Raw genomic sequence first — 25,970 nt, 5'->3', positions numbered from 1 at the left:
ACGATAACACGGCTTTTTTAACCGCTAATTTTCACAAAAGTAATCGCTGCCGTTTTTGAGAGAACGATGAAAAGATACTTAAGTAAAGAAGCTACCAAACCCCCAAGTTTGGTAGCTTCTTTTATCGCTGTAGTGATGTTTAACTGCTAATGTTCGTCTCTGGGATTATTAGAATGGAAATATTACTACATATTGTGGTACGCGTGATATATAATGGTCATTGGAACATGACATATAAATTTTTTGGAGGAATTTAACACATGAAGACATTCAAGAAAGTACTTCTTGGTACTTTGACTGTGCTGGTTGCGTTCGTGGTTGCTGCATGTTCGAATGGCAGTAACGAAAGCAAAGATACGAAGGACGGCTATACACCAAAGACCTTAACCGTTCAGTTCGTACCTAGCTCACAAGCAAACACATTGGAAGCAAAAGCCCGCCCATTAGAAAAGCTTTTGAAGAAGGAATTGGGAATTCCTGTGAAGGTTAGTGTTTCAACAGACTACAACTCAATGGTTGAAGCGATGTCTTCAAAGAAGATTGACGTTGGATTCTTACCACCTGATGGTTACGTGATGGCGCACAAGCGTAAGGCTGCAGATGTCTTACTCCAGGCTGAGCGCTTTGGTATCAAGCAACCGGGTGGTCAACAGACAGACAAGCTCGTTGACTTCTACCGGTCAGAAATCATTGTCAAGAAGGGTAGCAAGATCAAGGACATCAAGGACTTGAAGGGTAAGAAGATTGCAACACAAGATGTTTCATCGACATCTGGTTACATCTACCCAGCTGCTGAATTAAAGGAAAAGGGCGTTGATATCGAGAAAGATGCTACCTTAACCACTGTGAAGGGCCACGATCAAGGTGTAATGGCAGTACTTAACGGTGACGTTGATGCAGCATTCGTCTTCGAAGATGCTAGAAACATTGTGAAGAGTGATGTGCCTGACATCATGGATAAAGTTGTCCCAATCTACTTCACTAAGGGTATTCCAAACGATACTATCAGTGTTCGGTCAGACATGAGTGATAAGTTCCGTGACAAGTTAGCCGATGCATTCATTAAGATTGCTAAGACTAAAGCGGGTCACAAGATTGTGTCCGAGGTTTACAGCCACGAAGGCTATGTCAAGGCGAAGGATGCAAACTTTGACATCGTACGTAAGTACAGCGAAAAAGTCGGCCAATAAATCCATTAAATTAAAGTAACAGGTCTGACGTAAATTGTTCCGTTTACGACAGACCTGTTTTTATGTATGTAAATAATCAAAATGAGAGTTATTTGCCACTATAATTTTGGCGAAAATTTGATATCATTAGTAATGATAATTATTGACATTTATTGGGGGAAAACTAATGGCGGACGTCGCTGCAAAACCGATTATTGAGCTTCAACATGTTACAAAGATTTATCCTAATGGTACGGTTGGTCTAAAAGACATTGATTTAAATATTAATCACGGTGAATTCGTTGTGATCGTTGGCCTTTCCGGTGCCGGCAAAAGTACGTTGCTTCGCGCAATCAACAGACTACACGATATTTCGAAGGGTAATATTTTAATCGATGGTGAATCCATCACGGAAGCGCGTGGTAAGTCGTTGAGAAACATTCGCCGCGATATCGGCATGATTTTCCAAAGCTTCAACCTGGTGAAGCGAGCATCAGTCTTGCGGAACGTGCTGACTGGCAGGGTGGCATACTACCCAGCCTACAAGACAACGTTCAACCTCTTCTCTAAAGAAGATAAACAAAGGGCCTATGAAGCTCTACAACGGGTTGATATGGCAGAAAAAGTTTATAACCGGGCGGATGAGCTCAGTGGTGGGCAGCAACAGCGTGTGTCGATTGCCCGAGTACTCAGCCAGGCGCCGAAGATCATCCTGGCAGATGAACCGGTGGCTTCGCTTGATCCACAGACAACACACAAAGTGATGACTGACCTGAAAAAGATCAACCAAGAGCTGGGTATGACTGTGATCGTAAACCTCCACAGCGTAGAACTTGCGAAAGAGTTTGGGACGAGAATTATTGGGATTCGTGCCGGAGAGGTCGTTTTTGACGGACCTGTGAGCGAGACTAGCGATGCCCAAATCGCTGAAATCTACGCGGGTCAAGTGGAGGAATCATAATGGATAAACCTGAGATTTCTTTACCTAAGCGGCCACTGCGGCCGACTAAGTGGATTCTGACGGCTGTCATGGTGATTGGGCTGTTTGTTTCGATCAGCGCAACGGGTGCAGATTTTGGCGAATTCTTTAGTAATCTGGACCAATTTGGTGCGATTTTCGGTGAAATGGCTCGCCCCGACTGGTCTTATTCATACTATGTGATTGCGCCGCTGATTGAGACGATTAAGATGGCCATCCTGGGTACGGTGATTGGCGCCGCACTCGCATTTCCGTACGCTTTACTCATCTCGCGTAATATTGTTAAGAACAAAATCGTAACGAGTATCTTTCGTTTTATTCTCAATATTGTCAGGACAATCCCTGACTTGCTTCTTGGTGCGATATTCGTCGCTATCGTTGGGATCGGACCGGTTGCCGGTATTATTTCGCTCGCGTTCTTCACTTTTGGCATGGTGGGTAAGCTGTTCTATGAGGCTGTCGAGACGATTGACGAGGGTCCAATTGAGGCGCTGACGGCCGCCGGTGCTAACAAGCTCCAGATTATTCAGTACGCCGTTTTCCCTCAGATCCAGACGTATTTCATTAGTTACGTCCTGTATGCATTCGAAATAAATATTCGTGCCTCAACGGTGCTTGGCTACATCGGTGCCGGTGGTATCGGAATGTTCTTGCAACGCAGTCTTAGTCTCTATCGTTATGATCAAACGGGATTAATTGTACTTGTGATTTTCGCAGTTGTCCTGGTGATCGATTATGTAAGTAACATTTCGCGGGAGGCGTTGATCAAATAATGGAAATGAAATTATTACCACAACCACCTAAAGCAAAAATCCGTAAGATTAGAAACTGGGCCGTTATCGTGGTCCTCGCTGCTCTGTTAATTTGGTCATTTACCGACATCCCCTTTGACGGGATTAAGGATAATGCTGTTAAAGTTAGTCAAGCAATATTCGAGGGCTTGATTCATCCCGATTGGGGCTACGTCTGGCGCGGTGATGGTGAAGACTTGATTACTACGCTGCTACTAACGGTGGCAATTGCTTTTCTTGGGACATTTATCTCGGCGATCATTAGTTTGCCATTCGCCTTTTGGGCGGCGAGAAATAAGAACAGTAGGATTAACTGGCTTGTTTCTGGCTCGGGTAAGTTCTTCCTGTCATTTGTGCGGACTTTCCCAGAAATCGTACTGGCGTTAATGTTTACGAAGGCGGTAGGTCCTGGAGCATTTGCGGGTGTACTTGCCGTTGGTACCCACTCTGTGGGGATGCTTGCGAAGCTTTTCGGTGAGGCAATAGAGAACTTAGAGGATGGGCCAAACGAATCCGTTGTAGCAACGGGGGGTTCGAAGTTTAACGTCATTATGTTCGCTACAATGCCACAGTTATTACCGGAACTGGTCTCAAACACACTTTATAGATTTGAATTGGCCATTCGGTCGGCTTCAATTCTTGGTATTGTTGGTGCTGGTGGTATTGGTACACCGCTCATCTTTGCTTTGCAGACAAGAAGCTGGAGTCGGGTCGGTATCATCTTGTTGGGTATTATTGTAATGGTCACATTGGTGGACTATGTCTCAGGGACGATTAGAAAGAGACTAATATAGAGAAGAGTGCAATGACTTGCGGGTTACACCGAGCAACAACAAGATTACCAGAAAGTCACAGAGTGACTTGAATGGTGATAAGTTGTGCGGAGAGTGTTGCAAGGCGAAGCACATTTAGAGAAGAGTGCTTGTGCGAACGGTTAGCTTCTGAGCACTAGAGAAGAGTGCTTGTGCGAGTGGTTAGTACTTGAACGAGCAACTAACGAGGTGATCGTTAATTCTTCCGGTTGCTTCTAAAAATGAATAGGTAATGGTCGGTCCGATAAATTTCAGACCGGCTTTTTTTAGTTGCTTGGTTAACGCAATCGCCGCTTCAGATATGGCGGGAACCTCTTCGTCGGTTGTTGGTTGGTTGTCGACAATCTCGGGCCAAACGGATAGGAGATAGGCGTTGAAGGAGCCATATTCTTGCTGTAGAACTTGCACGATTCTTGCATTATTGATGGTTGCGTTAATCTTGAGGCGATTACGAATAATTGCCGGATTATTTAACAATCGCGCTACCTCTTTATCTGAGAAAGCGGCAATCTGACTTAAGTCATAGCCGGCAAAAGCGGTTTTGAATGCAGCTTGCTTATTAATAATAGTTGACCAACTGAGACCGGCCTGAAATATTTCTAAAGTAAGATACTCGAATAATTCAGTATCGTTGGTGGTGAACTTACCCCAAATTTGGTCGTGGTATTCCTGCATTAATGGTTCGTTAGTCGCACCCCAGGAGCAGCGCACTAGTGCTTTAGTTGAACTTAATTCGTTTTTTTTAGTAGTCATAATTATCTTCTTTCATTTGTTGTGATGATATAATTAAAGTTAGTAAGACGTGGGGATTAGCGATGTTTACTAAGTTTATTTTAGACAAAATTACGCAAAAGGCGCAATCACGAAATAAGTTATATTCGCGTGTTCGTGCCGGGGTTAGTGTGGGCATTGTTGGCCTATTCTCTAACGTCCTTTTGTTCGCAATCAAAATTTTCGTAGGACTAATCTCGGGTTCGGTAGCGATTATTGCCGATGCCGTCAATTCGCTGTTCGACTTCGTTTCATCCGTGATGACTGTTGTTGGATTCTACGTTTCAGGGAAACAACCGGATAAGGGCCATCCCTACGGCCACCAACGCTTTGAGGATATTGCCGGGTTCATCACTGCGATGATTATGCTGTACGTTGGATTACAGTTTATCTATTCATCGATCTTGAAAATCCTCCATCCCGTTGCTGTCGAGCTCAACTACTGGTCTGTCGGATTATTACTCCTTTCAATTGTCATCAAATTGTGGCAACGCCTGATTTACAGCAAGGTCGGTCAAAGTGTCGGCTCAAAGACGATTATGACCGCAGCGAGCGACGCCAGAAACGACGCACTCACGACGTTTGGCATCTTAATCGCAATTGTGATTTCTGTGACGACCAATTTGAATTTGGATGGCTACATTGGTGTTGTTGTGGCGCTATTTATTGTGATCTCTAGTGTGCTACTGATTAAGAATTTCATTGATTCGCTGATGGGACAACGTCCGAATGATGCATTAATTGAAGAAATAACTCAACAACTAGATGAATACGACCATATTCTGGGCTTCCATGATTTGATGATTCATCAATACGGTCCCGATATGGTCTATGCAATCGTGCATATCGAACTTGATAGTAGCTTTAGCTTAGACTATGCCCACGAGATTGTCGACCACATTGAGCGTGATTTCCAGCGCAAATATGCAATTAGTATGGTCGTGCACGTTGATCCAATCGACATCCATTCTAAGAAATTCTCCCGTTTTTTCGTTATTAGTCAGGAGACGATTAACGGCTACCATGCAGGGCTCAAGATTCATGATTTTCACGTTGAACGGTTGAAAAATGGTGATTTCCTGCTGCAGTTTGACATTGTCGTGCCCGAGAATTCCCGGTTCTCGGACGAGGAATGGCTGGTAGAAATTAATCAAGATTTGCGCAAGAAACTAGGGGACGTCACCGTCCAAATTAATTTTGACCACACAGACTTGGGCGCAGATAAGTCGCTAATATAACTGCAAATTGAGTCCCACTTTGGTATACTGGAATCAGTAATTTGGGAGGCAAACATGGATAATTTAGACGTAATGACGTTAGCTGACGACCTAACTATCTCAGCCGAGGCCATCATCAAACACCAACAATTTCTTGATAGTAAGCGCATCTATGCTGTGCTTGATTATATGCAGGTGCTCAATCGACCAATCAACGAGTATTTTGAGCTAACACAGGAACAGTATTATGAGGAGGAAGCCGATCATAAACTGACGCTTCAGAATCTTGACCAACCCATTAAAGCAACTACTGACAGAATTCTGACCAACCATGTAGACGGCTTCGTCAATCAGGGCGAGATCAATTTCACCTATAATCATGAGGATCCGTTTGCGGAAGGTAAGTATGACCGTAAAGTCGACTTCCACGTTCTTAGTTATGGACTCAAAGTGATTGGCGCGGTTGTGCCGGTCATTGGTGTAGAGGCATTAAAACAACATGTTTCTAAAGACGCAATTTTGTCGCTTGGATTAGCTACTTACGCATTGGAGCACCAAGCTTAATAGAGGGGAGGTCTGGACACGTTTGTCTGGACCTTTTTTGGTAAAAATATGCAGATACTTGATATCATTAAGAAAAAACGAGATGGGAACGAACTGACAGCTGCAGAACTGCAATTCTTCGTTACCGAATACACGAAAGGTCAGATTCCGGACTATCAGGCTAGCGCGTTGTTGATGGCCATTTATTTGCGCGGCATGACGGCGAAGGAGACCAGTATTTTGGCCGACAGCATGCTCCATTCCGGTGACGTCCTCGACCTGAGCTTAATTCCGGGAATCAAGGTTGATAAACATTCTACCGGTGGCGTGGGTGATAAGATTAGTATTCCACTCGCACCGCTTGTTGCGGCGGCTGGTGTCAAAAATCCGATGATCTCAGGGCGTGGCCTTGGTCACACGGGCGGGACGCTTGATAAACTAGAGGCAATTCCCGGTTTTAATGTTAATTTGACCGAGGATGATTTTATTGACCAGGTATCGGCCATCGGTACAGCTATTATCAGTGCCACGCAGGATGTTGCGCCGGCAGATAAGAAAATTTACGCGCTGCGGGATACGACGGGTACCGTGGATTCCATCCCGTTAATCGCTAGCTCCATTATGAGTAAGAAGCTGGCTTCTGGGACCAACGCTCTCGTGCTGGATGTCAAAACCGGCTCGGGTGCCTTTATGCAGGATTTCGATGACGCACGTTCATTAGCTAAGCAGCTGCTAGATATCGGTCAGGCGCATCAAACCAAGATGGTTGCTTTAATCACGAACATGAATCAGCCCCTCGGTGTGAAGGTGGGCAATACACTTGAGGTAGAGGAGTCGATCGATATCCTGAAGGGTCAGGGTCCAGAGGATACGACGAAACTAACGATTGAGTTAGGGGCGTACATGCTGGTTCTGGCAGAGCAAGCAAAGGATATTCAGACAGCGAGGACGATCCTGCAGGAAAAGATTGCAGACGGTAGTGCATTAGCTAAGTTTAAGGAGCTGGTTGAGGCAGAAGGTGGAGACGTACGCGTTGTTGACAACTACCAACTCATGCCCCACGCCAAGAATCAGATTGTGGTTACTGCGCTAGATGATGGCTACGTGAATGCAATTGATACTAATGATCTAGGGATGCTGGTTGTCTACCTGGGTGGTGGCCGGCTTAAGAAAACAGATAAGATTGATCCGGGCGTGGGTCTAGTGATCCACAAGAAAGTAGGGGACTATGTGCATCGAGGTGAGCCACTGGTCACCGTCCATGCCAATAGTTTCGATGATGACCAAGTACAAAGTAGTATCCATCAGGCATATCATTTATCGGCCGTCCAGCCGCCTGCAGAGGAGCTAATTTATGAAATTATGGAAGAATGATTCGTCTATGTTAATTAGAATGCGTACTTTAAGCCGTAAGCTTGGATTGCAGAAAACAGTGCCATTTGATGAGATGCAGCACTACACTAAGCCAGGTGTTTATAATGTTGATTCAGCGGAGGTCACCCCTGATGGCAAGGAATTCCAGCTAGTGGTGACCAAGAATAATAATGATGAATTAGTGCAGTCGCTTGTTCCGAGCGGTGCACAGGATTTGACCCCTGAGTATGTGCGGGTCTTTGATAAGCGAATTCACCGGTTTCGGGCATTTTATAATGTGAATAAAGGCACACGCTATCGTGTAGAAAAGTACCTTGATTCATTTGCGACTCGGGTACAGGATTCGATTACGGCAAACTCTATCAATATTGGCGTTATTACCGATACACATGACAAGGATGTCGATGCCATCGACTTTTATGGGACCAATGGCTTGCAGCATGTGAAGGAGTTTAATCGCCTAGAAAGTAGTGGTATCTTAGATCTGAAGGCTCACCTAGGTGACTGGATTGACGGTTCCGATGCCGGCTTCGTCTCTGCGGAAAGATTAGTGGGTCTCCGCGATGCTTTTGCTAGTAATAAGACACCATACATTAATGTTAAGGGCAACCACGATGACAACGATAAGTTCGATGAGCATAATGACCGCTTCGTCAGTTTCTCTGAGGGTGAATTTGAGTCAATCATGTGGCCAGCGATGTACCGCCAGCCTTCAATCAGGTATGTGACGAAGAAAAATGGCTTGGGCTATTTTGACTTCGGTAAATTACGGGTTATTTTCATCAACACCAGTGACGTACCCTACTTGGTGAATGAGAATGGCATCAAAAAGTACGACACCAAACTGACGCTTGCAGTAAGAGAAGATCAGATAGAGGAGCTAATCGAAGTGCTATCGGAGAGCTCTGGCAAAGAGATTATGGTGTTAGGCCATGCGAATATCATTAACCGCAAGGGTAATAACGTCTTAAAATACAATGGTAGGACGTTGCACGAGCTACTGGTAGCGTATAATCAGCGGGCAAAGGGGCACTTGCATACTAGTGACGTACCAGAAGAGTTTGAGCTGTATAACGGTTTTGATTTCTCGCAGATTACAGACAGCCGAATCTTCGCCTATGTCTGTGGGCACCGGCACGTCGAAGATCAGTACAAAATCAACGGTATTCAGTACATTCTCCTAAACTGTAGTGCACTGATGGGCAAGGGTTATGCCCTCACTACTTCCTATAACAAACGCTGGGATAGGAAGATTGACCATCCGTCAGAGGCTACCGGTTACGTGCTGAATGTCGACTTAGAGCGCCAAATACTGCAGGTATTCGGCTATGGCGCAGCTAGTTTTCGTCGGGTATTTAGAATTTAATTGTAAATTACTGCAAATTAACATTATACTGAAACTAGTTACGTCAAATAACGAGGGGTATTAAATAAATAAAACCGGAGTTGGAAATATGTGTGGAATAATCGGCTTTGTGAATCCAGAAATTGATGATAAAAAAACCGCAATTAATAAGATGATGGATACGATTAAGCATCGTGGTCCTAATAGCTCTGGTGAATATACCAATGATGAGGTGGCGCTTGGCTTTCGGCGTCTCTCAATCATTGATTTAACTGGTGGAATGCAGCCTATCTATAATGAGGATCATTCGCGTGCAATCACGTTTAACGGTGAAATCTATAATTACCAAGAAATAAGAGAAGAATTAATCCAGGCTGGTCATGTGTTCACGACGAAATCCGATACTGAGGTTTTACTTCACGGCTATGAAGAATATGGAATGGACGGCTTGTTGCAGAAGGTTCGCGGAATGTTTGGCTTCATGATTTGGGACGATAACATCAAGACACTCTTTGGTGCACGCGACTTCTTTGGTATTAAGCCACTTTACTACTATCAAGACGGTCAGGAACTAATTGTTGGAAGCGAGATTAAGTCATTTCTCGCATATCCTGGTTTCGTTAAAGAGCTTAATATGACTGCTGTGAAGCCATATTTGATGAATCAATACAACGATTTGAACGAGACCTTCTTTAAGGGTGTGCACAAGTTTCCTGCTGGAAATTGGTTCAGCTTTAAAGATGGTCAGATGGATATTAACCAATACTGGGATGCAAGTTACGTTGAGAACAGCCTGAGCTTCGAGGAGACAGTGGAGCGAATTCAGGACTCAATCGAAGAATCCGTTGCGCTCCATAATATCGCAGATGTACCCGTGGGCAGTTTCTTATCCGAGGGAATTGACTCTAGCTATGTTACCAGTGTTTTGAAGCCGGAGAAGGTTTTCAGCATCGGCTTTGACGACCGGACTTTTGATGAGGTCAAAAACGCACGGGACTTAGCTAAGCTCAAAAACTTCGAATTTTACGAGGATCGCGTTAGTGGTGCGGAGGCCTTCCGGGATTTTCCGGAGATGCAGTATCACATGGATGAACCGGATGCCAACCCAAGCGTGGTACCACTATGGTACCTAACGAAATTGGCGCGCAAGCATGTAACTGTGGCGTTGTCTGGTGAGGGGGCCGACGAGTTATTTGCCGGCTACGTGAACTACGGGATGCACACACATAGCTCTGTCATCAAGGTCTTCACCGCTGGATTGAAGAAGTTACCTAAGGGTATTAAAGGCAAGCTAGCCCGTGGTGTTCGTAAGCTGTCTGATTTCCATGGCAAAGTCAATTTCTATACTAACTTAGCGGAACCGTCAGAATATTTCGTTGGTCAATCCGTGATTTACGACATGAACTACCCAACGGTCTTTACTGCAAAGGATGCGAATGATATCCTCCAGCCGACATATAGGAATAAATTAACTACAAACCTCCTTTACAAGAAAGATTTCGTGAAGGTTAAGGATGCTGATGCGGTAAAGCAGATGCAATATATTGACCTCCATCACTTCTTGGTGAACGATATTTTGCAAAAAGCGGATAAAATATCGATGGCCCATTCATTGGAGTTGCGAGTGCCGTATCTAGATCGCAAGGTAGCAGAACTTGCGAACTCAATCCCAACCAGCTACCTGATGAACAGCCATGACACCAAGTATGCGTTACGCGAAGCAAGTAAGAGCGTATTGCCGGCATCATGGTCTAACAGACCTAAACTGGGTTTCCCGGTACCAGTCAAGGAATGGCTCCATGATGAACAATACTATAAACAAATACGCGAATTATTCGCAGAACCATTTGTCAATGACATATTTGACCAAGAAAAGGTGCTGCAGTTACTCGATGATAACTATCATGGTGATGGTTCGAAGCGGCGCCAGGTCTGGACTGTCTTTACTTTTCTGACTTGGTATAAGCTGTATTTCGTCGATTACGAGAATACGGTCAAGAAGTACCAACGCATCCAACCTGAGGTTGAGGAACTACAGGAGCAAGGGTTGTTGGTGAATACTTGATTGGAAAAATCCCTAAAAGAAAAGCCTCCAGTTTGGGGGCTTTTTTATGACGAATGGGAAGAGGAGTATCTCCGCGCCTTCTCACTAGCTAAGAAACTAAGTATCAACTATCCGTTACCATAGCTAGCTCCATCTGGTAATGTGAAGGTAAATTAGATGCTGGAAGAGGATTTAACTGCGATGATTAAATTGATTGCCACCGATATGGATGGGACATTTCTGCGCGATGACAAGACATACGACAGATCGTTATTTGCTGATGTGCACCAGCAGATGGTGGCCCAGGGAATCAAGTTTGTGGTTGCTAGCGGGAACCAATATTATAAACTCCAATCATTTTTTGCGGAATATCCAGACACCATTTATATTGCGGAGAACGGCGCGTACATCAGGTCGATGGACCACATCTATCAAACTCACTTCTTCAGTGCGGCACGGGTTGCTAAGGTGCTGGAAATTGTCCAAGATGTACCTCACCTGGATATTACTGTCTGCGGTGCTAGAAGCGCCTATATCCTTCGTACGGCTTCACCGGGCTACTAGCAGGAGATGGAGCAATATTACGACCACCTACAGCAGCTTGAGCGTTATAGGTGGTCCGCCGAAATGGTAGTTCTTGACTGCCGAAGTTCACGCTCTTTGGAGCCTCTAGCAAGGTCAATTCCTCAGCAGGATATGTAATTGTATTAGTATTGCTGGAAGCGATAATTGGCTTTGTTGTTGCGCCACTTGTGACGCTACCGTCGAAACTACCAACGTGAGTCTGCACAGTCGAATTAAAGGTCGTATTCATCTTGTAGTCAAACTCAAGCTTGACCTCATCATTTAGCTTAACCAAACCGTTTGGCAGAGTGATTTTATTACCAGTGGTGGTGATGTTAGTCGTGTAAGTTTGGCCGTTAATCTTTAGTGAGCGGGGTACAAATGTTGTTTGTGGTGGTAAGTATAGGGTCACGGTCTGACCGGTGATTGGCAGTTTTTTGTTACCAAGAGCTGTTAATTTAAAAGTGTGCTCTTCATGAATCTGTTCGCCTGGAAGGGCTTGGACAGTTGTGCCACTTGTGTTGGTGCCGGTCTGAAACAAGTACGCGATGTCGCTGACCAAGTCGAATTAACCTATGAGGTTGGTGGCGTAAGTGAGAAGCTCGTGGTTGACGGCTTGCTGGTGGCTACTGGTAGAACACCGAATACCAAGGAATTAGTGCTTGAGAATACCAGCCTAAATGTTGGTCCACGCGGTAGCGTACCTGTGAACGAGAAGCTGGAGACTAATGTACCCGGTGTTTGGGCATTGGGTGATTTGAACGGTGGACCACAGTTTACCTATATTTCACTCGATGACTACAGAATTGTCAATAACCAACTGTTTGGCGATCAGACAAGAACGTTGACCAATCGCCCAATCTATCCAAACACAACTTTCTTACACCCAGCAGTAGCGACCATTGGCCTGAGTGCGAAAGCTGCGAAGGAACAGAATTTGGCTGTTGATGTGGTCTCTGTTCTGACCAAAACCGCGCCGAAATATAAGGTAATTGGCGATCCAAGAGGAATTTTCCAAGCTATCGTAGGCAAGAAGACGAAGCTGATTCTTGGTGCAACTATCTACGACGAAGAATCATACGAGATTATCAATCTCATCTCGCTTGCGATGAACCAGCAGATTCCAGCAACTGCACTCCGTGACCAAATCTATTCCCACCCAACGATGGCGGAGACGTTTAACGATCTCTTTGCAGGAATTTAATCCTAGTTGTACTAATACAATAGTCGACTCTATTTAGCGAAAAAATTAATAATAAAAGACATTAACTTGATCGAAATTAATTCCGATTGGTTAATGTCTTTTTGGTTTGTACTCTAATATGGTTATGCGTTGCTTAAGCTTAGACCAAGTGGGCAATTAGGCCCACGCCGTAAACCACGATACAGATAAGGGCGACGTAGATGAAACAGTATTTTGCCACCCGTTTCAAGATATTTCCTTCCTCGCCAACCATTCCGGTGGCGGCCGTGGCTACCGAGATGCTCTGTGGTGAGATCATTTTGCCGGCAGTGGCACCAGCCATGTTCGCGCTCGCGATCCAGTAGGGGTTGGCGCCTAGTGAGTTGGCGGCATCGACCTGCAGGCGACCGAACAAGATGTTACTTGATGTATCACTACCGGTGATGAACGTGCCAAGGGCGCCGATAATTGGGGCGATAATCGGGTAGATTGGCCCGGTGGTTGCAACTAAGAACGTTGAGATGGAGCCAATCATGCCGCTGTACGTCATTACTTTGGCCAGACCCACAATTCCCATGACGGTTACCGCAGACTTGCGCAGCTGAACGATTGTCTGCCAAAGTGTCTGGAATATTTGGCCGAATGACAACTTCTGAATTAAACCGCCTATTACTGTAGCGAGAATAATGAGTGTGCCCGGATTACCAAGCCAATCCACAACTAATGGCGCATGCCCCGTGCCCTGGTAAATGGAAATAGAGGTTGTGATGCTCTTCAGCCCCTGGTTAATTGGCGGGACGAGTGGGGAGGCTAGGATGATGAATGTAAACACGAGAATGAACGGTGCCCAAGCGTTCAGCGCCTTACTGAACGTCAGCTTTGGTTGCGCGGTATCGTCCTGGGTCTTGGCAAAGTCAAAACCAGCGTTTTTCTTCTTCATTTTGCTAGCAATCAGAATTACCGTGCCAAGGGTCACAAGTGAGCCGAGAATCGCTGGTAGTTCAGGACCAAGGAATCGCGCGATAATCACCTGGGGAATAGCGAAGGAGAGGCCTGCTGCTAGTGTGATCAAAAACACGCCTTTTAGACCTTTTAAACCACCGCCAGCCAGGAAGACCAGAATGAACGGTACGATTAAGATAAGTAAGAAAAGTTGTAACGACACAAAGAGTGAAAGCTGAAGTGGATCTAGACCACCAACCTGTGCCAGTGTCGAAACCGGCAGCCCAATTGCACCAAAAGCCGTTGGCGTCGTATTGGCCACCAAACAGATCACGGCGGCGAGGACTGGATTCATGCCGAATGCCGCGAGTATTCCCGCCGGAATGGCCACAGCCGTCCCGAACCCCGCAATTGCCTCTAAGAAGCCGCCAAGTCCCCAGGCCAGGATGAGAACCAGTATTCTTTTATCATTTGAGACGCTTGAAAGCATCGCCTTGATGGTATCCATCCCGCCGGATTTGGTGACCACATTGTAGGTGAAAACAGCCGCAATGATGATGTAGACGATTGGCCAAAGACCATTCACAATTCCTTGGAGCGCCGCTGTCAGTGAGTCAAGCACGGGCATCTGAAAGGCAAAGATGGCCAGTCCGATAGTGATTATCAGGCCGATTGGAATGGCGCGTTGCCCGGGCATCTTAAGGACTGCCAGGGAGATAATCAGCCAAATAATGGGAATGATTGCACAAATAACTAAAGCCCAAGATGGTAACATAATTATCCTCCAAATTTCAGTGACGACTGAACCAGGTGTTTAATAAAGCTGCAGTGCATCTGGATTGTAGCTACCGAAACCAGGATCATAAGGGTTGTCACGCAACTCGAAATTCTTCACATCTGCGATGGTCTGCGTACCTGCTAATTGCATGACCATCTCCAGTTCGCTGGTGAGTTTATCAAAGACTTGCTTAACACCTGTGCGTCCGCCGGCAGCAAGGCCATACATTACTGGTCGACCGATTGCCACGAGATCTGCGCCTGATGCTAGAGCTTTGAAGACGTGTTGGCCGCGCCGAACGCCGGAGTCGAAGACGATTGGGACTCTCTTATTAACGGCCTTTGCTACTTCCTGGAGTGAATCAAATGCTGCTGGCCCGCCATCTAGTTGGCGCCCGCCGTGGTTAGTTACCCAAATCCCGCTTGCACCTGCATCTAGTGAACGCTCAACGTCATCTGCACTTTGTGGGCCTTTGACATATACGGGTAGTCCTGAATAAGAGGCGATGAATTCAACATCCCTTGGTGATAGTTTCTGTTTAGCACTCTTATAAACAAAATCCATGGTCTTACCAGCGCCATTTGGTAGATAATCTTCGACAATTGGCATGCCAACAGGGAAAACGTAGCCGTTTCTAGCGTCCGTTTCTCGGTTGCCACCAACTGTTGCATCTGTTGTGAGTACGATTGCCTTGATTCCCTGCTCCTTCACACGATCCATAATGTGGCGGTTAATGCCGTCATCTTTGCTGAAGTAGAATTGGAACCATTCGGGTGTCCCTTGCAAGGCCTCCGTTACTGGTGGGAGGTCAACAGTTGAGTATGAGCTAATGGTGTAGATTGTGTTGTAGTCGTGCACCGCTTGGGCACTCTTTACTTCACCATCAACGTGGGCTAACTTATGGGCGGCGACTGGTGCCAACATGATTGGTGAGGTGAGCTTGTCACCGTCGAATTCGATGGAGGTATCCGGATTCTCTACGTTCATCAATACGTGGGGTACGATTAACTTATGATCAAATGAGCGAATGTTCTCGCGCAGGGTGAATGTATCTCCGGCACCACTTGCGATATAGCCAAATGCTCCTTTAGGAATCACTTTTTGAGCCATTGGTTCCAAATCGTAAACGTTGAAAAAATTTTCGATAGGTCCCTCTGCGTTACTTGTAATGAAATCTGACATGTTAACTAATCCTCCTAAATAAATTTTATGTAATCGCTTACAAGTAGGAGTATAGCGGAAAACGGCTCGAGGACGCAACCATTTGTACCTCAACTATTAATCTTTGACCACAAATACTGATGTAACAGGTGTTCAGGGTTAATTTTGATAGTTAATATGAAATTTTTTCACATACTTATAAAATTTATAATTTACATTTGCAGTTGGTAAATATCAATTGTGAACAAGGGTTTACATGTTATTAAAAAACTTTGTTGGGGTAGTGGGCACTAAAAATGGACTAGAAAATTATTATCTTCACAAATAAAAATAAAAGTGAATTTTCTTGATATCTGACATAAATTTGATAAATTAGAGGACTGAGTTAACGTTGTTTGAAATAAAATAATTAAAAAACATTTATAAATATAATTAATTATGATACTTTTATTATGTTGCAACGGACAGAAACAAAAGGAGATCAACTAATTGAAAAAGTTAACAGGTTCTATTCATGATTAGTATCGTCAGTGAGGATGGGCACCACGGTTTTGCCCCGGACGTAATTATTAATTCGGTTGTACTCATTCCGTTCCTCATCCTTGTTGGAATCATCTCCACAATGATTTTATTGCATAGGAAAAAGAGTAAAAGCGTCCTGCCATTTTGGCTATTTCTCGGCTACCTATATTTTGTTATTTCATTAACGATATTCCCAGTGCTTTTGTTTAAACAAACAAGCATAATTAATGAATTTTCATTTGGCTTGCAGATTATGTTTGAATTAAATCCGTTGGCTTGGACAAAATATTCAACTCTACAAATTGTTGGTAATATTTTGTTGCTTATGCCACTTCCTCTATTTGTGGGTGTGTTGTTTAAAAAAAGTCGTAGTTTTAAATATTCGATTTTGTTGGTTTTATTCAGCACTGTGGCAATTGAAATAATTCAGTTAGTAATGAACTACTTTTACTTAGGCAACCGTATTTTTGATATTGGCGATGTCATTTTGAATACTACTGGAGGATTACTGGGATTTGCTCTGTTATCCGCTATTACGCCAATACTGAGAAAAACGGAAATATAAATTTTTTAGATTAGATATAAATAACCACTTGAAATCAGCTTAAAGTTGCTGCCCAAGTGGTTATTTTAGTTGTAACTTATTTCTCTATCTTACCGAACTACGAGTACCGAAACGGGTGAGTACTTTGCCATGTAGGCAGCCTGACTACCGAAGCGTTTCGCAATCCCTTTCTTCGATTTCGAACCGATAATCAATAAATCGGGGTGGACGCGGGGGATAACTTCCTCGACGATCACCTGGCCAGGATTATCCCCTGTAGCGATGATTGAGTGGACCTTCTTCACGCCGGCATCGTTCGCAATCTGCTTGTATTCACGTAGGTGTTTCTCCAAATCTTCGCGTTTACCATGGACGAAGTCCTTGCTCAACGCTTGAAAGACGTTCATGTCGTCTTTCTCGAGAATCGAGACCAGGTTCAACCCGACGTTATCCTTGATTGCCCGATGAATCGCATACTTGAACGCCAAGATTGCGTCATCTGAGTCGTCAACCGCTACCAAAATATTTTTGAAATAAATATCCTTTAATTCTTCAGTCATCCTTTACACCTCTCTTAGAAAAGTCCTTGAATCGATGATAATACAATCTGCAGATTTAGGACAGTCAAAGTGATCGTACAGATCCAAGCTAGGATGGTCACCCACTTGCTGTTGACGAATTCACCCATGATCTTCTTCGAGCTGGTGAAGATTGTGAGGGGAATCATCGAGAATGGTAGCGCGATTGACAGGAATACTTGTGAGTTAACTAATAGCGAGTCGAGCGCCGATTCTTGACCATGGAAAATAATGGCGATAATCAGTACCGGCACAACTGAGATGAGTCGTGTGATCAAGCGCCGAGCCCAAAGGGGCATCTGCAAGTTGACGAAACCCTCCATGACGATTTGTCCAGTCAAAGTACCGGTGATCGTCGAGTTTTGGCCCGATGCGAGTAGAGCGACGGCGAACAGCATTGAGAGTACGGGTGAAGCCACTGCCCCAGCCATCTTGGGATCTTGTAAAGCATCATAGAGTTGACCGAATGTCCCAAGTTGGGAAGCATCCTTGCCGAAGAATAGTGCTGCACCAACTAATAAAAGGAGACAGTTAACAACGAATGCCGCCGTCAGTTGTAAATTGGAATCCCAAGTGGTGTACTTGATTGCTTGACGTACAGATGATTCGTCCTTGCGGTCGAATTGTCTGGTTTGGGAGATTGACGAGTGTAGGTACAAGTTATGAGGCATGACCGTCGCACCGACAATTCCCAGTGCCATGTGTAGTTGTCCGGGGTGGAGAATTTCTTTTCTTGGTACCAGGTTTGAGAAGGCGGCCGCCATATCTGGGCGGGCAATCACAACTTGGTAGATGAATACGACCAGAATGACAACGATCAGTGCAACTACGATCGCCTCGATTTTTCTAAAACCTAGTTTCGTTAGCAACAATAGTAGGAGCACATCGAGCACTGTCAAGGCAACACCGACCGTGAGTGGGAAGCCGAATAATAGTTTCAGAGCGATCGCGCCACCGATTACCTCGGCAATATCTGTCGCCATGATGGCGAGTTCTGTCGTGATCCAGAGGAAAATGCCCATTTTTTTACCGGTATGTGCCCGCGTGGCTTGAGCCAGATCCATATTAGTCACAATTCCAAGCTTAGCGGCCATGTATTGCAATAACATCGCAATTAAGCTTGAGATTAAGATTACTGACATTAATAGGTAGCCATATTGTGCACCACCACCGATTGAAGTTACCCAGTTACCCGGATCCATGTAGCCGACGGCAACGAGCGCGCCAGGACCGGAGAATGCGAGCAGATTCTTCCAGAAGTTACCTCCCTTTGGAATTGCAACCGTATCATTGATCTCCTCGAGACTTGGTCCGTTAGCGTAGTGAATCAGCTTGTGTGATTCCTGTTTGTTATCTTTCATACAACTTCCTCCATTTCCTCCAGTTATTTTAACCACCTATTATCATACGCCTATTTTAGAGTATGTAAATATAGAGTTTAGGTTAGCCTTACTTAAAACGTTTTCAACTTTTTGAGAAAAAAAGTAAATATTGACCTACGTCAATTTCTTAAGGCCGAGTGCGGGCTATGATAGGTTTTGTAAATGAGCGAAAGAAATATTAGTTGAGTAAAAGTTGGGTGAGAAAAATGATTAAACTACAGAAGTTTCTACGAACACATAGCACGCACATCACATTGATCGCGGCAATATTGATTGTCCTCGGTCTAGTAACTAAGTATTTGGGGCCGCTGACCATCATCAGTAACATTTTGTTGGCGGCAGCTTCCGTTATCGCAGGTTTCCCGATTATCATTCGGGCATATTCAGCGCTTAGGGCTAAGGTGGTCAGCATCGAATTGCTGGTTTCCATCGCGGTGATTGGTGCGTTCATCATTGGCGAGTACAATGAATCAGCCATCGTCACGTTCCTGTTCTTGTTCGGGGATTTCCTCGAACAGAAGACACTGGCAAAAACAAGATCGTCAATCAAGTCCTTGGCTGAGATGGCACCAACAACGGCTTTAGTGCTCCAGGATGATGGATCAACAGAAGAAGTTGACGTCGATGACGTTCTAATTGGTGATCACATCCTGGTCAAGCCTGGTGCCCAGACGCCCGTTGATGGGGCGGTCATAGAAGGCCACGGTTACCTAGACGAGTCTGCCATCACAGGTGAGTCGCGTGAGGTTAAGAAGGAAATTGGCGATAGTGTTTACTCTGGAGCTGTCTTGAGCAACGGCTTCCTGACAATTGAGGCGACCAAGGTTGGTGAGGATACTACATTCGCCAAGATCTTAGAGTTGGTCGAGGATGCACAGGATACGAAGTCGAAAGCCGAGAAATTCATCGATAAATTTGCGAAGTACTACACGCCGGCTGTGCTGCTGATTGCCCTGATTGTCTTCATCTTCAGCCAAGATATTAAGCTGGCGATCACCGTTCTCGTGCTTGGTTGCCCTGGTGCCCTCGTCATCGGCGCACCGGTCTCGAACGTTGCCGGAATTGGTAATGGTGCAAAGCATGGTGTGCTCGTCAAGGGTGCATCAGTGATGGACGAATTCGCGAAGATTGATACGTTCGTGTTCGACAAAACAGGGACGTTGACTACTGGTAAAACCACGGTAACTAATTACATCTCCTACCTGGGTGCTGACGAAGATGTCACCGAAAATGAGTTATTGCAGCAGGTGGCGAAGGCTGAGAGCCTGTCAGACCATCCGCTCGGTACGGCAATTATCAACTACGTTAATAATAAGAAGTTAGACTTCCAGAATCTCGTCATTGACCACAATGAGGCTGTTAAAGGTCAGGGACTAGTCGTGAACTTCGGTGCTAATAAGTTACTCTTGGGTAACGAAAAGATGCTCCGTGAGCAAAAAGTCAGTGCTACTGACGAACAGTTAGATGAGATTCAACAAATTAAGGAAACTGGTAGTTCATTAGTAATCGTGATGAACGAGCAAAAAGTGCTGGCATTGATCGGTATCTCAGACGAGATGCGGCCCGAGGCGAAGGATCGTTTGGCAGCTTTGAAAGCCGCGGGAGCGAAGAAGCTTATCATGTTGACTGGTGATAACCAAGTGACGGCTGATTATGTTGGCAAAAAGCTGGGCTTAGATGAGGTGCGGGCTGATCTACTGCCTGACCAAAAGGCGGAGATTATCAAGCAATTGATGCATGACGGTAATCGTGTCGCCTTCATCGGTGACGGAATCAACGACAGCCCCTCTCTAGCGACAGCAGACATCGGGATTGCGATGGGTTCCGGTACTGATGTAGCGATTGAGACTTCTGATGTCGTCTTGATGGCAAGTTCCATGAGCCAGCTGCTATTCGCCTACAAGCTCGCGAAAAAGACAGTTCTGAATACACGTGAGAATATTGCTATTTCAATCGGCGTCGTCATCTTCTTGTTGATTGGTCTCTTACTCGGATTCATCTACATGGCCAGCGGAATGTTTGTTCACGAAGCAAGCATCTTGGTTGTCATCCTGAATGCGATGCGGCTATTGAAATTTCGGACAAAAGAACAAAAATTGACCCAGATCAATTTTTCAAACGAGCCTGCAGCATATACTACAGGTAAGAATTAAGAAAGCTTAGAAAATAATGGAGGTAACAAAAATGAGTAAAAAAATTATTATGCAATTGGATGAACTAACATGCCCATCTTGCTTGACCAAGATTGAGACTGCCGTGAAGAATACACCAGGTGTGAACGGTGATAGCGTGAAGGTCCTGTTCAACTCGGGTAAGGTGAAGGCAGAATTCGATGATGGCCAAACATCAGCTGAGAACCTGTCAAGCGTGGTTGCCGGACTGGGGTATGAAGTTGAGAGCACCAAAGTTAAAGACATCTAGGTTTCAAGTGCAATTTTAATAAAGACAGATAAATAAGAGTAAATAAGAAAAATGAAATTGAGGTAGAGAAACATGAGTGATCCTAAAAATGTTGCGGCTAAGTATGAGGCCGAAGTAAAACAAGCTGATCTTGACCACCACAAGCCAACAGCCGGTGCAATGACCGGCCATATCTTGGCAAACTTCTGGGTGTTCGAACTGAAGTTGCACCAAGCAAAGTGGTATCTGACAGGCGCCCTTGCCGTGGCAGCACAACCGTTGTTTGATGAGATGATTGCAAAGAACCGGGCGAATATCGATGAGCTGGGCGAACTGCTTTTGGATGAGAACGAAGTTGTCCCAACCACAACTAAGGAAGTACACGAATACGGTAAACTGACGGAGGATGGCAGCTATAAGTACCTCGACAGCGCAGAATTAGTTGGACAGACCGCCGCAGACTTTGTCACACAGGATATGTTTATCGATCGGGCTATCAAGTTGGCCGAAAGAGAGAATCGGCCAGCGTTGGCACAGTATTTGGTTGACTTACGTCGCTACAATAATCGGATGCAGAGAAAGTTGCAGGCCATCTTGGGCAAGACTGCTTGGGAAGATATCGTTGAAGTCGACGAGGATGACGAAGACTAGAGTGCGCAGTTCAGCGGGTAGCACACGAGAATTAACAAAGGTATAGTTGGAATTAATAGTAAATATCAATTAATCGGTTAAAATAGGAGATGGAAGTCTTCTATTTTTTCGATATTATTGATGGAATGAAATGAGGTTGCTTAAGATGACGGAGACAGCAGAGTATAATTCATGTTTATCCATCGTGCCGATTTTTGCAGGACTCGCCGAGGCGGATTTGCGGAAGATTGATGCGATTGTTACCCACGAAAAGTTTGCCAAAGGTGAGACCCTTTTCGGGCCCGGCGAGGTCGCTAATAAGTTACTGATCTTACATCAGGGCCAGGTTAAGCTGACTAGTTATGGTAGTGAAGGTCAGGAAAAGATTGTTTCTTTGCTACAAGCGGGTGACTTCGACGGAACGGCCAGCCTGTTTGAACCGGAGGAGCATACCTTATATGGGGTGGCTGTGACTAACGGTGAGGCCTGCGTTGTTAAGCGTGACGTATTCCAAGAGGTCATTCAAGAGTCGCCCCAACTGGCCTTACACCTGCTCAATGCATTTGGTAATAAGCTGGTTAAACAACAGAAGGAATCTGTTCGAAATTCGACAACGGATGCACGTGGGCGGGTGGCTAGCTATCTGCTTGAATACAGTAATCAGGTGAATGATAAGCGATTCGTGTTACCTTTTAAGAAATATGAGTTGGCTAATTTACTGGATTTGACACCAGAAACATTATCGCGTCAGTTGAAAAACTTGGAGAAAGACGAGCTGATCAAAAATCTGCCACACAACACGATAGAGATTGTAGACGAGGATGAGTTGAGCTTTTTAATTTAGAACAGAACAGAAAACCCACAAGCAAATTTGGCTTGTGGGTTTTGTAGTATTTAACTGCATAATTGGGTGGCACAACTTCTTGTCTTACCAATCACTCTGTGATTGCTAGCCAAGTTCGTTAGTGCTCAGAAACTAAGCGTGGGGTGTCACAACTTGTTAAACGTGTTCCACCCCACAACTTCCTCCGCCTAACTTCTTGTCTTACCAATCACTTTGTGATGGCTAGCCAAGTTCGTTAGTGCTCAGAAGCTAAGCGTGGGGTGTCACAACTTGTTAAACGTGTTCCACCCCACAACTTCCTCCGCCTAACTTCTTGTCTTACCAATCACTTTGTGATTGCTAGCCAAGTTCGTTAGTGCTCAGAAACTAAGCGTGGGGTGTCACAACTTTATTTGTTACATTTCCATTCCCATCTTCTCGTAGCTCTCCATGCCAGCCATCCAGAGCTCCTCAGTCTTAATGCCCCGTTCCTCTGCGAAAGCGTTCATCAGAGTATCCATATCCATCAGCTTGTACTTCTTTAGTTCCTTCTCTGCTGGATCGTATGATTGAATCTGCGCCATCATACCACCATCCTCGTGTTCAATGATGTGGCAGTGGTACATGTAGACACCGGTTTGCGCAAATCTGACGAGAATCCGAACCGTCTCACCGGGATTCACCCCGACGGTATCCTTGTAGCCGTGCTCGTTTGCGTAAGGTTCGTGGCCATTTCTTGAGATTACGAGGAATTCCGTGCCATGCACGTGGAAGGGATGCACCATGCCGCCAACCATATCGTTACTATTCGTAATATCCCAGTACTGCGCTTTGCCAACCGGCTGTGTGGCGTCAATGCGCTGCATGTTGAATTTCTTGCCATTGAGCATCACTTCTTCATCCATGCCACTCATTAGAATTGCACGCACTGGTAGGTCAGGATCGGCCTCTTCCTTTGGTAAGTCAATTAATTTGTCAGGTACAACTGTGTTGTCTGGCGTGAAATCGTGGATTCTAAAACGAACGATTGGCACATCATCACTGAATAATGTGACCACGTCCCCTTCCTTGTAGTCCTTGAAGTCAACGATTATTTCAGCCCGCTCTGCGCACGTCAGCATCAACTTTGTGAATTTAACCGGCTCTGGCAAAAGACTGCTGTCTCCGGCAATCTGCGTAAATTCGAGGTTGTCTGAGAAGTGGAGCCGCCACTCACGTCTGTTAGCACCGTCCAAGATTCGTAGCCGTAGCTTCTGGGTCGTTACGTCGAAATACGGATTGACAGTTCCGTTGATTAGAGCTGTTGGTCCCTGAACACCATCTGGATCGTAGTCTTCGCGGTAATCCCACTGGTTGTTCTCATGGAAGCGCCGGTCTTGCAAAACTAGAGGAATATCGTCCACGCCGTAATTCCGTGGCAGTGGTAAGCTTTCCTCGTGTTCATCCTTTACAATGACCATCGTTGCTAGTCCATGCCAAACCTGTTCCGCTGTCGATGGGCAGGGATGTGCATGTAACCAGGTAGTCGCAGCTGGTTGATGTAATGTAAATTCGATTTTGCTTTCTTCGCCAGGATAGACGGGAGCGTGGCAGCCACCATCTATGTATGGTCCGGAAACGCCTAAACCGTGCCAGTGGAAGGTTGTTAGCTCTGGTAGGCTATTCTTTAGTGTCACGTGATTGTGTTTGCCGACATGATAGACAATGGTTTTGCCCAGTAAGCTGGCATTATAGCCCCATGTCTTAGTTTTCGCACCAGGGAGAATTTGCGTTTCTCCGGCCTGGGCCTCAACTGTGTAGTATGCATCCGTCGCGGTCTCTTGATCGGGCTCTAAGAGGGGCGGGATTGCAAGCGGAACTTCTGGTGCATCATAGACCTCAAGTGGTACATAACCGCCATCGTGGGTATTGAATGCAGCTTCATCGAAAAAATAGTCAGTATTAATTTTATTTTCCATTTGAATCCTCCTTTATGTAACCGACTTCATTTTAACATTTACACAGAATAGCGGAAGATATTTAGAGAATAAATTGTGAACAATATTCTAGTTTCATTAAGCTAAAGGTTTTTTGCGCATAGTAAACTTTTTTTTGGACATAATTTAGTGTAAAATCGGGACTGAACAAGAATTGAGGTATTGTATGACAAATCCAGATTTTACACCTATCTTATTAGGGAGCGACATCAATGTTTATGGTATGGCGCGCTCCTTTCACGAGGCATATGGCATAAAGGTTAAAGCGTTGGCAGCGGCACATTTGGCGGCTACAAAGTATTCACAAATTGTCGATTTAGAGGTACATGAGGGCTTCGGCGAAGATCCCGTCTTTTTTGAAGTAATGCAGGAACAAATGAAGCAATACGCAAACCACCCTGGACCTGTAATATTGATTTCTTGCGGTGATGGCTATGCTGAATTATTGTCGAAACATAAGGCAGAATTAGAGTCAACCTTTATCGTGCCGTACACTAATTATGATTTACTGCAGCAGCTGATTAATAAGGAGAAGTTCTATCAGATAGCTGAGGAGCACGGCCTACCATTTCCAAAGACAAAAATCATTACAAAGGCAGATTATCAGGCTGAAAATTACCTAACTATTCCCTTTAATTTCCCGGTGGCCTTGAAGCCGGCTGACAGTGTAACCTGGCTTGGTGTGCAGTTTGCTGGGCGCAAAAAGGCTTTTATTATTCATGATGAGGCAGAACTAGCCGACGTGGTGGGGAAGATTTACACTAATGGCTACGAGGCAGACTTGATTATGCAAGATTTCATTCCAGGTGACGATAGCAACATGCGTGTCTTGAATGCGTATGTTGACCAGAATCATCAGGTGAAGATGATGTGTCTCGGACATCCATTGCTAGAGGATCCGGCACCACAATCAATCGGCAATTACGCGGCAATCTTGCCTGAATATAATCAGAATCTTTATGAAACGGTTCAGAGTTTCCTCGAGGAGCTTGACTACGTTGGGTTTGCAAACTTTGATATTAAATATGACGCCCGTGATGGTCAGTTCAAATTCTTCGAGATCAACTTGCGTCAAGGCCGTTCAAGTTTTTATGTAACGCTCAATGGGTACAATCTTGCTAAGTGGTATGTTGAAGATTATGTGACTGGGGAACTCAACGAACGGGAGACCGTCTACGCAAATAAGATTAAGAATAGCTATCGTTTATGGTTAGGCGTTCCGACCAAAGTATTCGTCAAATACGCCACAGAGAATGATTCAAAGAGGAAGGCACTTGAGTTAATTAAGCAAGGTCGTGTTGGTACAACTGTCTTTTATAAGGGCGATCGCGGCCTGAAACACAATATCCTAATGCGGTACATGTTCCACAATTATTTCAAACGTTATCAGAAATACTTCGAGGAAAATAAGGGTAGGGACTTTAAGTAACATAGTTGAATTC

Annotated in this window: 24 protein-coding genes; 17 read left to right on the top strand and 7 right to left on the bottom strand. The window is 45.0% G+C overall.

The features are described from left to right. Positions 1 to 260: 260 nt before the first annotated feature. The 4 genes from FC62_RS03990 to phnE (FC62_RS03975) all read left to right on the top strand — a co-directional run bounded on the left by FC62_RS03990 (position 261) and on the right by phnE (FC62_RS03975) (position 3,733). Positions 261 to 1,190, top strand: coding sequence for a phosphate/phosphite/phosphonate ABC transporter substrate-binding protein (locus FC62_RS03990; protein WP_054746298.1), 930 nt, complete (start codon positions 261 to 263; stop codon positions 1,188 to 1,190). 166 nt (positions 1,191 to 1,356) lie between these two features. Then, positions 1,357 to 2,130: a phosphonate ABC transporter ATP-binding protein gene (gene phnC / locus FC62_RS03985; RefSeq protein ID WP_056945910.1), complete on the top strand. Its 774-nt coding sequence runs from the start codon at positions 1,357 to 1,359 to the stop codon at positions 2,128 to 2,130. Next, on the top strand, positions 2,130 to 2,921 hold the full coding sequence (phnE, locus tag FC62_RS03980) for a phosphonate ABC transporter, permease protein PhnE (RefSeq protein WP_056945911.1): 792 nt from the start codon (positions 2,130 to 2,132) through the stop codon (positions 2,919 to 2,921). Before phnC ends, phnE (FC62_RS03980) begins: the two co-directional genes overlap by 1 nt. Next, positions 2,921 to 3,733, top strand: a complete 813-nt coding sequence (phnE, locus tag FC62_RS03975; protein ID WP_056945912.1) for a phosphonate ABC transporter, permease protein PhnE — start codon at positions 2,921 to 2,923, stop codon at positions 3,731 to 3,733. Before phnE (FC62_RS03980) ends, phnE (FC62_RS03975) begins: the two co-directional genes overlap by 1 nt. A gap of 180 nt (positions 3,734 to 3,913) precedes the next feature. Here the strand turns inward: phnE (FC62_RS03975) and FC62_RS03970 are convergent, their stop codons facing one another. Then, positions 3,914 to 4,504, bottom strand: coding sequence for a DNA-3-methyladenine glycosylase I (locus FC62_RS03970; protein WP_056945913.1), 591 nt, complete (start codon positions 4,502 to 4,504; stop codon positions 3,914 to 3,916). Between the two features lie 62 nt (positions 4,505 to 4,566). On the opposite strand from FC62_RS03970, the gene FC62_RS03965 reads away from it, so the two are divergent. From FC62_RS03965 to FC62_RS03940, 6 genes are all read left to right on the top strand, one after another. Continuing rightward, positions 4,567 to 5,760, top strand: coding sequence for a cation diffusion facilitator family transporter (locus FC62_RS03965; protein ID WP_056945914.1), 1,194 nt, complete (start codon positions 4,567 to 4,569; stop codon positions 5,758 to 5,760). 54 nt (positions 5,761 to 5,814) lie between these two features. After that, the gene (locus FC62_RS03960; protein WP_054746302.1) at positions 5,815 to 6,303 is read left to right on the top strand and encodes a hypothetical protein; all 489 of its coding nucleotides are present in this window, start codon (positions 5,815 to 5,817) and stop codon (positions 6,301 to 6,303) included. 48 nt (positions 6,304 to 6,351) lie between these two features. Then, the gene (locus FC62_RS03955; RefSeq protein WP_056945915.1) at positions 6,352 to 7,656 is read left to right on the top strand and encodes a thymidine phosphorylase; all 1,305 of its coding nucleotides are present in this window, start codon (positions 6,352 to 6,354) and stop codon (positions 7,654 to 7,656) included. Next, positions 7,637 to 9,022 (top strand): metallophosphoesterase, encoded by a 1,386-nt coding sequence (locus tag FC62_RS03950; RefSeq protein WP_056945916.1) that lies wholly within the window; start codon positions 7,637 to 7,639, stop codon positions 9,020 to 9,022. Before FC62_RS03955 ends, FC62_RS03950 begins: the two co-directional genes overlap by 20 nt. A gap of 88 nt (positions 9,023 to 9,110) precedes the next feature. After that, the gene (gene asnB, locus FC62_RS03945) at positions 9,111 to 11,066 is read left to right on the top strand and encodes an asparagine synthase (glutamine-hydrolyzing) (RefSeq protein ID WP_056945917.1); all 1,956 of its coding nucleotides are present in this window, start codon (positions 9,111 to 9,113) and stop codon (positions 11,064 to 11,066) included. Between the two features lie 180 nt (positions 11,067 to 11,246). Further along, positions 11,247 to 11,609 carry an HAD hydrolase family protein gene (locus tag FC62_RS03940; RefSeq protein WP_141322600.1) on the top strand — a complete coding sequence of 121 codons (363 nt, stop codon included), beginning with the start codon at positions 11,247 to 11,249 and terminating at the stop codon, positions 11,607 to 11,609. Here FC62_RS03940 and FC62_RS03935 read toward each other — a convergent pair. Next, positions 11,566 to 12,150: a hypothetical protein gene (locus FC62_RS03935; protein ID WP_056945919.1), complete on the bottom strand. Its 585-nt coding sequence runs from the start codon at positions 12,148 to 12,150 to the stop codon at positions 11,566 to 11,568. The two genes, FC62_RS03940 and FC62_RS03935, sit on opposite strands and share 44 nt — an antisense overlap. Here FC62_RS03935 and FC62_RS03930 point away from each other — a divergent pair. Then, positions 12,109 to 12,813 carry an FAD-dependent oxidoreductase gene (locus FC62_RS03930; RefSeq protein ID WP_056945920.1) on the top strand — a complete coding sequence of 235 codons (705 nt, stop codon included), beginning with the start codon at positions 12,109 to 12,111 and terminating at the stop codon, positions 12,811 to 12,813. The two genes, FC62_RS03935 and FC62_RS03930, sit on opposite strands and share 42 nt — an antisense overlap. Before the next feature lie 139 nt (positions 12,814 to 12,952). On the opposite strand, the gene FC62_RS03925 is transcribed toward FC62_RS03930, so the two are convergent. Both FC62_RS03925 and lctO read right to left on the bottom strand, forming a co-directional pair. Next, the gene (locus FC62_RS03925; RefSeq protein WP_056945921.1) at positions 12,953 to 14,509 is read right to left on the bottom strand and encodes an L-lactate permease; all 1,557 of its coding nucleotides are present in this window, start codon (positions 14,507 to 14,509) and stop codon (positions 12,953 to 12,955) included. A gap of 39 nt (positions 14,510 to 14,548) precedes the next feature. Next, positions 14,549 to 15,694 carry an L-lactate oxidase gene (lctO, locus tag FC62_RS03920; RefSeq protein ID WP_056945922.1) on the bottom strand — a complete coding sequence of 382 codons (1,146 nt, stop codon included), beginning with the start codon at positions 15,692 to 15,694 and terminating at the stop codon, positions 14,549 to 14,551. Between the two features lie 493 nt (positions 15,695 to 16,187). Between lctO and FC62_RS03915 the strand changes: the two genes are divergently transcribed. Continuing rightward, positions 16,188 to 16,760, top strand: a complete 573-nt coding sequence (locus FC62_RS03915; protein ID WP_056945923.1) for a VanZ family protein — start codon at positions 16,188 to 16,190, stop codon at positions 16,758 to 16,760. Between the two features lie 89 nt (positions 16,761 to 16,849). On the opposite strand, the gene FC62_RS03910 is transcribed toward FC62_RS03915, so the two are convergent. Both FC62_RS03910 and FC62_RS03905 read right to left on the bottom strand, forming a co-directional pair. After that, on the bottom strand, positions 16,850 to 17,299 hold the full coding sequence (locus FC62_RS03910) for a universal stress protein (RefSeq protein ID WP_056945924.1): 450 nt from the start codon (positions 17,297 to 17,299) through the stop codon (positions 16,850 to 16,852). Between the two features lie 14 nt (positions 17,300 to 17,313). Beyond that, positions 17,314 to 18,678, bottom strand: a complete 1,365-nt coding sequence (locus FC62_RS03905) for an Nramp family divalent metal transporter (RefSeq protein WP_056945925.1) — start codon at positions 18,676 to 18,678, stop codon at positions 17,314 to 17,316. A gap of 230 nt (positions 18,679 to 18,908) precedes the next feature. Between FC62_RS03905 and FC62_RS03900 the strand changes: the two genes are divergently transcribed. From FC62_RS03900 to FC62_RS03885, 4 genes are all read left to right on the top strand, one after another. After that, positions 18,909 to 20,852 carry a heavy metal translocating P-type ATPase gene (locus tag FC62_RS03900; protein ID WP_056945928.1) on the top strand — a complete coding sequence of 648 codons (1,944 nt, stop codon included), beginning with the start codon at positions 18,909 to 18,911 and terminating at the stop codon, positions 20,850 to 20,852. Positions 20,853 to 20,883: 31 nt separating this feature from the next. Continuing rightward, positions 20,884 to 21,120 (top strand): heavy-metal-associated domain-containing protein, encoded by a 237-nt coding sequence (locus FC62_RS03895; RefSeq protein ID WP_056945926.1) that lies wholly within the window; start codon positions 20,884 to 20,886, stop codon positions 21,118 to 21,120. Positions 21,121 to 21,192: 72 nt separating this feature from the next. Beyond that, positions 21,193 to 21,750 carry a ferritin-like domain-containing protein gene (locus tag FC62_RS03890; protein ID WP_054746308.1) on the top strand — a complete coding sequence of 186 codons (558 nt, stop codon included), beginning with the start codon at positions 21,193 to 21,195 and terminating at the stop codon, positions 21,748 to 21,750. 145 nt (positions 21,751 to 21,895) lie between these two features. Continuing rightward, positions 21,896 to 22,573 carry a Crp/Fnr family transcriptional regulator gene (locus FC62_RS03885; RefSeq protein WP_054746309.1) on the top strand — a complete coding sequence of 226 codons (678 nt, stop codon included), beginning with the start codon at positions 21,896 to 21,898 and terminating at the stop codon, positions 22,571 to 22,573. Between the two features lie 395 nt (positions 22,574 to 22,968). Here the strand turns inward: FC62_RS03885 and FC62_RS03880 are convergent, their stop codons facing one another. Next, the gene (locus tag FC62_RS03880) at positions 22,969 to 24,510 is read right to left on the bottom strand and encodes a multicopper oxidase family protein (RefSeq protein WP_056946849.1); all 1,542 of its coding nucleotides are present in this window, start codon (positions 24,508 to 24,510) and stop codon (positions 22,969 to 22,971) included. Between the two features lie 184 nt (positions 24,511 to 24,694). Between FC62_RS03880 and FC62_RS03875 the strand changes: the two genes are divergently transcribed. Beyond that, positions 24,695 to 25,957, top strand: a complete 1,263-nt coding sequence (locus FC62_RS03875; RefSeq protein WP_056946847.1) for a carboxylate--amine ligase — start codon at positions 24,695 to 24,697, stop codon at positions 25,955 to 25,957. Positions 25,958 to 25,970: the final 13 nt, after the last annotated feature.

Source organism: Amylolactobacillus amylotrophicus DSM 20534 (assembly GCF_001434555.1).
Classification (GTDB): Bacteria; Bacillota; Bacilli; order Lactobacillales; family Lactobacillaceae; genus Amylolactobacillus; species Amylolactobacillus amylophilus.
This window is presented reverse-complemented; position numbering and strand designations above follow the sequence as displayed.